The organism is Methylophaga sp. UBA1464 (assembly GCF_002325665.1).
Classification (GTDB): domain Bacteria; phylum Pseudomonadota; class Gammaproteobacteria; order Nitrosococcales; family Methylophagaceae; genus Methylophaga.
On the sequence record NZ_DCSO01000019.1, the window covers coordinates 1 to 7110 of the forward strand.

At 47.8% G+C, this 7110-nt stretch carries 7 protein-coding genes and 2 riboswitches; of the genes, 6 read left to right on the forward strand and 1 reads right to left on the reverse strand.

The window, feature by feature from the left end:
- Positions 1 to 997: TonB-dependent receptor plug domain-containing protein (locus B3O33_RS02055; RefSeq protein WP_292362831.1), on the reverse strand; the 997-nt coding region annotated here is incomplete at its 3' end.
- Between the two features lie 61 nt (positions 998 to 1058).
- Positions 1059 to 1253: riboswitch (cobalamin riboswitch) on the reverse strand.
- Positions 1254 to 1332: 79 nt separating this feature from the next.
- Positions 1333 to 1534: riboswitch (cobalamin riboswitch) on the forward strand.
- Between the two features lie 55 nt (positions 1535 to 1589).
- Here B3O33_RS02055 and B3O33_RS02060 point away from each other — a divergent pair.
- The 6 genes from B3O33_RS02060 to B3O33_RS02085 all read left to right on the forward strand — a co-directional run.
- Positions 1590 to 2165, forward strand: a complete 576-nt coding sequence (locus tag B3O33_RS02060; RefSeq protein ID WP_292362832.1) for a hypothetical protein — start codon at positions 1590 to 1592, stop codon at positions 2163 to 2165.
- Positions 2165 to 3457 (forward strand): cobyrinate a,c-diamide synthase, encoded by a 1293-nt coding sequence (locus tag B3O33_RS02065; protein WP_292361390.1) that lies wholly within the window; start codon positions 2165 to 2167, stop codon positions 3455 to 3457. The genes B3O33_RS02060 and B3O33_RS02065 overlap by 1 nt, the downstream gene beginning before the upstream one ends.
- The gene (gene bluB / locus B3O33_RS02070) at positions 3454 to 4116 is read left to right on the forward strand and encodes a 5,6-dimethylbenzimidazole synthase (protein ID WP_292361391.1); all 663 of its coding nucleotides are present in this window, start codon (positions 3454 to 3456) and stop codon (positions 4114 to 4116) included. Before B3O33_RS02065 ends, bluB begins: the two co-directional genes overlap by 4 nt.
- Positions 4113 to 5021, forward strand: a complete 909-nt coding sequence (cbiB, locus tag B3O33_RS02075; protein ID WP_292361392.1) for an adenosylcobinamide-phosphate synthase CbiB — start codon at positions 4113 to 4115, stop codon at positions 5019 to 5021. The genes bluB and cbiB overlap by 4 nt, the downstream gene beginning before the upstream one ends.
- Positions 5014 to 6003 (forward strand): threonine-phosphate decarboxylase CobD, encoded by a 990-nt coding sequence (gene cobD / locus B3O33_RS02080; RefSeq protein WP_292361393.1) that lies wholly within the window; start codon positions 5014 to 5016, stop codon positions 6001 to 6003. The genes cbiB and cobD overlap by 8 nt, the downstream gene beginning before the upstream one ends.
- On the forward strand, positions 6000 to 7110 hold a 1111-nt coding region (locus tag B3O33_RS02085; protein ID WP_292362833.1), incomplete at its 3' end, for a cobyric acid synthase. The genes cobD and B3O33_RS02085, both read left to right, overlap by 4 nt.

A 7110-nucleotide genomic window follows, 5' to 3' on the forward strand; every position in this document is an offset into this window, starting at 1 on the left:
CTACATTAAGTCGTTGATTTTTTGTCAGCATAAAAGTATTGACCAGACTGATAAACCGATGACGGGTATTGAAAGTGCCATCCGGAATGCCATCTTTATAATTATCCGATTCGTCCCTTGATTCAGATAAATTGAGTGACATTAACCAATAATCAGTGAACTGATAACGTGTGTTTACGCCCATAACCTGTTGAATATTATCAGCATAAAAATCTTCTGTAACAGAAAAACTATCATAATGATTTCGGGATTGAGCGCGTAAAAAATTCGCTCCAACACTCCAGTCCTTATTGATATCGTGATCAACTTTTGCTGAAACACTATTATTCCGATAACCATCATGATCCGGATTATCTTCTTCTCGGGCATTAATTCCATTGGTGGATTGATGCGTGAAATTTGCATGATAACGCGTTGTTTCATTACCACCACTGACACCACCACTGGCCTGTTTGGTATTATGGCTGCCAATTCCAACCGAAGCATAGGGTGTCGGGTCTTGTTTTTTACCTTGCCGGGTAAATATCTGAATGACACCACCAATCGCTTCAGAACCATACAAACCAGACCTTGGTCCACGTACGATTTCAATACGCTCAATCTGATTTATCGGAAAGTCCTGGATGGCAGCACCGCCTGATGTAGCAGAATGCCATTTAACCCCATCAACTAAAAACAAAACGTGATCTGAATTTGTTCCTCTCAAATAGACACTACTGTTTTTCCCTAAGCCACCACTATTTGAAATATCCATACTTGGAAACCGTGATAATAAGCTAGGCAAATCATTGATTTGCAAACGTTCAATATCAGCACGCGTGATAACGCTATTGGGTGCCAGCGCATTTTCGGTAGGCATCCGGTTGGCGGTAATGGTTATTGCATCAAGGGATTCCTGTTCGGCCAGAGCCGTAACAGAGAAGGTGGAAGTAGCCAGTGCCGCCAAAGTCAGTCGGGCACAGACACGCAAAGGCATGGCCTTTGTTAAAGGTTTCATATTGTCTCCTGGGGATACGCTCACCCGCGATCCGGATTAATAAAGTCACACAACACACGTTGGTTGTGATGAACTTCAGGCCGGTCTCCGGACTCACGTTGTGGCTTGCGCCAGTACACCCGCCTTCCCACGATTAATCGCAGTGGCTGATTGGATGCATTTTCAACGTTTACCGTTGCGGGGGCAGTGTTGGTTTTTCACCAACTTCCCGTTTAACTCTGATGGATATCAAAGCACCTGAAGAGGCGCGCATCTTAAATCTCCCATGGCTTATCGTCAAACCTGATAAGGACAATTAATGATTTCCAAATTGACAATATAGCTTGCTAATCCTTATTCTGTCGGCAGTTTCAGGTGTCGCGAAAGTGATGAAACGGGAAGTCGGTGCAGCCAAACATTGAATAACCCCGACACTGCCCCCGCAACGGTAAATAAGTTCAGGTTGAACGTTACGCCACTGTATTTTTACGGGAAGGTGTTCAACTGGTGATGGCACCACTTATGAGTCCGGAGACCGGCCTGAAATATCCTGGTCTGTTGACCGAAAATGCTATTAACCAAGTTGTGCGGGTGAGCACATCGGAGAACCTCAATGTCGTTATTATCTCAACGTCAGCAACTGATCGTGGCTGCACTTCTGGCTTTATTAATGGTGATGACTCGCGGTCATCATTTTGCCGATATCAATGTTTTACACAGCGCTTCCTGGGCCGTATTTATGCTCGCCGGGTTTTATCTGGCTTCCCAATTGTGGTTTCCAGTGTTTTTAGGCATGGCTGTCGTGTTGGATTTGATGTCGGTTTACATCGGTGGTGCCAGTAATTTTTGTGTTTCACCAGCGTATGGATTTTTATTACCCGCTTACGGCAGTTTATGGCTGGCAGGTCGCTGGTTCCAATCCAAATACCAATTTAACTGGACCGCATTGTTTACCCTTGCATTGACACTGGTTTCGGTGACTGCAATTGCCGGCTTGTTCAGTGGCGGTGGTTTTTACTGGTTTTCAGGTCGTTATATTGATCCCACCATGGCTGAGTATATGACCCGGTTTGTGCAGTCCTATCCTGGTAACCTGAGTAAATTAAGCTTTTATATCGCTATAGCCGCGGTGATTCATATCAGCTTCCGTTTTGCCAATTTGAGCCAGCGCAGTAATCAGCTACGTTAATGTCAAAGCAGCCGCAAACCTGCGCTGCGCTGATTATTGCTGCCCCCGCCTCAGGTCAAGGTAAAACAACCGTTACCGCGACCTTGGCGTGGCATTATCGACGTCAGGGTAAACAGGTCCGAATTTTCAAAGTGGGTCCAGACTTTCTGGACCCAATGATCCTGTCTTTTGCCTCCGGCCATCCGGTTTATCAAGTTGATTTATGGATGGTCGGTGAAACTCACTCCAGACAACTTATCGCTGAAGCCGCCCAACAGGCGGATATCATTCTGATTGAAGGGGTGATGGGCTTGTTTGATGGCGCGCCCTCCACAGCTGATCTGGCTGCCACTTTGGGAATCCCGGTGTTAGCGGTGATTGATGCCAGTGCCATGGCACAAACATTCGCTGCGTTAGCGTTCGGCTTAGCCAAATTTCGTCAGGATGTGACGTTGACTGGCGTTCTGGCCAATCGTGTGGGCAGTGCCAGACATGCTGAAATGCTGACATCCACTTTACCAGACGATCTACCCTATCTTGCTACTATGCCTCGTCAAACTGAAAGTCTGCCCAGCCGTTATCTGGGTTTGGTTCAGGCTGATGAACTCACGGATTTGAGTGAGCGTCTGGACAAACTGGCAGATAGCATTCAGCTCAATCCCAACTTTGTTTTACCGCAAATCAAACTAGACTACGAACCTGTTGAAGCTTTACCCCCATTATTAAAAGATCTTCGCATCGGCGTGGCTAAGGATGCAGCATTTGCCTTTATTTACCGGGCGAATCTGGATTGTTTAACCGCAATGGGCGCTGAGCTGGTATTTTTCTCGCCATTAACTGACTCAACACTTCCTGAAGTGGATAGTCTTTATCTGCCCGGTGGTTATCCTGAACTGCATCTGGAAACACTCAGCCAAAATATGTCGATGCGTCAGGCGATATGTGAACATATTAATGCCAATAAACCGATTGTGGCTGAATGTGGTGGCATGCTGTATTTGTGCCGTACCTTAACCGATAAGCATGGCCAACAAGCTGAAATGTGTGGCGTGCTGGCAGCCGATGCCAAATTGCAGGCCAGACTGACAGCCTTGGCTTTACAACAAGTCACTCTTGATAATCACACCTTACGTGGGCATACCTATCACCATTCCTTGCTGGAAAACCAACTCGACGCTATTGCTTATGCTGAATCCCCTAATGACAACAAAGTCAGTGAAGCGGTATTTCAGCAACTACGCCTGACCGCCAGTTATATCCACTTTTACTTTCCGTCAGCCCCTGAACTAATCGCCCGCTGGTTTACCCCATGAGTCTGGATAAATACCGTTTTAATGACCAGGATCGTGAGGCGGTTTATCGCGCCATTGGTGAGCGTCGGGATATACGGCATTTTATTGCTGAGCCCATCGATCAGGATATTCTGCAGCGATTATTTCACGCCGCCTGGCAGGCTCCAAGCGTAGGGCTGATGCAGCCTTGGCGGATGATTCGGATTACCGATACCGACATCCGCAACGCTATCCATCAAATCGTTGAAAACGAAAGAGTTCTGACTGCCAGGGCGCTGGGTGAACGCGAAACGGAATTTCTGCAGCTGAAAGTCGAAGGCATCAAGGAGTGCGCCGAAGTGCTGGTTATTTCGTTGATGGATAAACGTGAGTCGCATATTTTTGGTCGGCGTACCCTGCCGGAAATGGATCTGGCATCGGTATCATGTGCCATTCAGAATATGTGGCTGGCTGCCCGTGCCGAAGGTTTGGGGATGGGCTGGGTATCCTTGTTTGATCCCGACCAACTCTCTGAGTTACTGGCTATTCCTGAAGGTGCCTGCCCGGTCGCCATTCTTTGTTTGGGTCATGTCGATAAGTTTTACCAACAACCCATGCTGGAACAGGAAAATTGGCGACAACGTCAACCTTTGGATGAGCTGATTTTTGAAAACTGCTGGCCAGTCAGAACCAAATCATGACGTTTATTATGATGCTGTCTGCTTTGATTCTGGACTGGTTTTTTGGTGAACCCAAATGCCTGCATCCTTTGGTGGGCTTTGGTACGCTGGCAAACAAACTGGAATCCCGTTTTAACCAGAACCACCACAGCACTTCCAGACAATTTATTCTCGGCCTGTTGGCTTTGCTGCTTTGCGTTCTGCCCTTTGCCGTTATCAGTTTTTTCATTAGCCAGTTTGCTGTCTGGGGAACGCTATTTTCTATCCTGGTATTAACTTTATGCATCGGTCACCGCAGCCTGTTTGATCACGCAAAACCTATTCTGCATGCCATGCAGCAAGGTGATATTGAACAGGCCAAAACGCTGACCAGTCGTATTGTCAGTCGTGACAAAGAACATATTGATGTCAACAAAGCCACCATTGAATCGGTACTGGAAAATGGCAATGATGCGGTTTTTGCCACCCTGTTCTGGTTTGCCATCGGCGGTGCTGCAGGTGCAGTCACTTATCGACTCGTCAATACCCTGGATGCCATGTGGGGCTACAGAACGACGCGCTATCTCTATTTCGGTAAAGCGGCAGCACGACTTGATGATGTTTTAAATTATATTCCCGCCAGACTTACCGCGTTGAGCTATGCCTTGCTTGGCAATAGCCGCAAAGCCTTTATTTGTTGGCGGCAGCAGGCATCCAAATGGGATAGTCCAAATGCCGGTCCGGTAATGGCCAGCGGCGCAGGCGCTTTGGATATTCAACTCGGCGGAGCTGCCTGCTACCACGGCGAGTGGCATCAACGCCCCCATCTGGGGACATCAAATCCGGCTGAAGCAAAGGATATTCAACGTGCACTTTGTCTGGTGTTTTTCAGCGTGGGGTTATGGCTGATGGTGACAGGTATTATCGTAGGAATTCACCATGCTTAATCATGGCGGCCGCATTCAGGCTAATTCAAAACAATATGGCATTCCGGTCAATGATTGGCTGGATCTTTCGACCGGCATTAATCCTCATGGCTGGCCGGTTCCTGAATTTATTCCAACAACACTCTGGCAACGACTGCCCGAAGCTGAAGATGACCTGATTGAAAAAGCCAAAGCCTATTATCAATGTGAACATATTTTGCCAATGGCTGGCTCTCAGTCTGCCATACAGTTACTTCCCCGGATGCGGCCCGCTTGTCGGGTTGCCATATTGTCCCCGGCTTATCAAGAATATCGCTATTGCTGGCAACAGGCTGGCCATGCAGTATCTGAGTTGGAGAGCTTTGAACTGGATCAGCTGATTGATCACTTTGATGTAGTCATTGTGGTTCATCCCAATAATCCCACAGGTGAAACCTTCAGCTCAGACTGTTTATTAAATTGGTATCAGCGTTTGCAGAAACGTGGTGGCTGGCTGATAGTTGATGAAGCATTTATCGATATTGCGCCCGCGCATAGTCTGGCTTCGCTTCCAGTGATGAATGGCCTGATTATCTTGCGTTCACTTGGCAAGTTTTTTGGCCTGGCGGGCCTCAGAGTCGGCTTTGTGATCACCCATCCAGTCGTGCTCAATCAACTTACAGAAAAGTCCGGTCCCTGGCCTATTGCCTCAGTTTCACGATGGATAGCCAGCCAGGCACTGGCCGATACCGATTGGCAAAAACAATCACGTCAATATCTGCCACAATATGCTCAGCGCCTGTTTGATTTGCTTACTGAATATGATCTTAAGCCAACAGGTGGTTGCGGATTGTTTCAATGGATAAAAACTGACAAGGCCTCACATATTCATCAGCAGTTGGCTCAACAAGGGATTTTATGCAGATTATTTGATGCACCCGCCGCTTTACGCTTTGGTTTGCCCGCTTCGGAACATGAATGGTTACGACTGGAAACCGCCTTGCAAAAAGTCGTGCCGTCATGATGCGCAAAACGCTTATGGTTCAGGGAACGACCTCTGATGCGGGTAAAAGTACCTTGGTTACCGCCCTGTGTCGCTGGCTGGTGAATCAAGGTTATTCTGTCGCGCCATTTAAGCCCCAGAATATGGCTTTAAATAGTGCTGTGACCGCTGAAGGTGGTGAAGTCGGGCGAGCTCAGGCGGTTCAAGCACAAGCCTGTAATCTGCCGCCACATACGGATATGAATCCGGTTTTATTGAAACCAAACAGTGACACGGGGGCTCAGGTCATTATTCATGGCAAAGCCATTGCCAATATGGATGCGCGGTTTTACCACGACTATAAACAAACTGCGATGGCGGCAGTACTTGAGTCTCATCAACGGCTGATTAATCAATATGATGTGGTAATGGTAGAAGGTGCCGGCTCACCAGCAGAGATCAATTTGCGTGATCGGGATATTGCCAATATGGGTTTTGCCGAAGCGGTGGATTGTCCGGTGATATTAGTCGCCGATATCGATCGGGGCGGCGTATTTGCCCATTTGGTAGGCACGTTAGATCTGCTCTCTTCTACTGAACAACAACGGGTCAAAGGCTTTGTGATTAATCGTTTTCGCGGCGATATCAGCTTGTTGCAGTCTGGTCTCGACTGGCTGGAACAACGCACCGGCAAACCCGTTTTAGGAGTGTTGCCCTATCTGCATGGCCTGCATCTGGAAGCCGAAGATGCCATTAATACTTCGCAGGTAGCAAAAGCTAAAAATGTGCTAAACGTTATTGTGCCTGTACTTCCCCGCATCAGTAACCATACTGATCTGGATCCGTTACGACTTCACCCACAGGTAAATTTGCAGTTTATTGGCCCGGATTCCCCCATTCCACCGGCTGATCTGATTATTCTGCCGGGCAGCAAACATGTCAGTGCTGATCTGCAATGGTTGGAACAGCAAGGTTGGCCCCAAGCGATTGATAAACATCTGCGGTATGGCGGCAAGGTGCTCGGTATCTGTGGTGGCTTTCAAATGCTGGGGCAACAAATTGATGATCCACACGGTGTTGAAAGCACGGTCGGGACATCTAAAAAAGGCCTGGGTTTATTGGATATGATCACCACTCTGCATGCTGAAA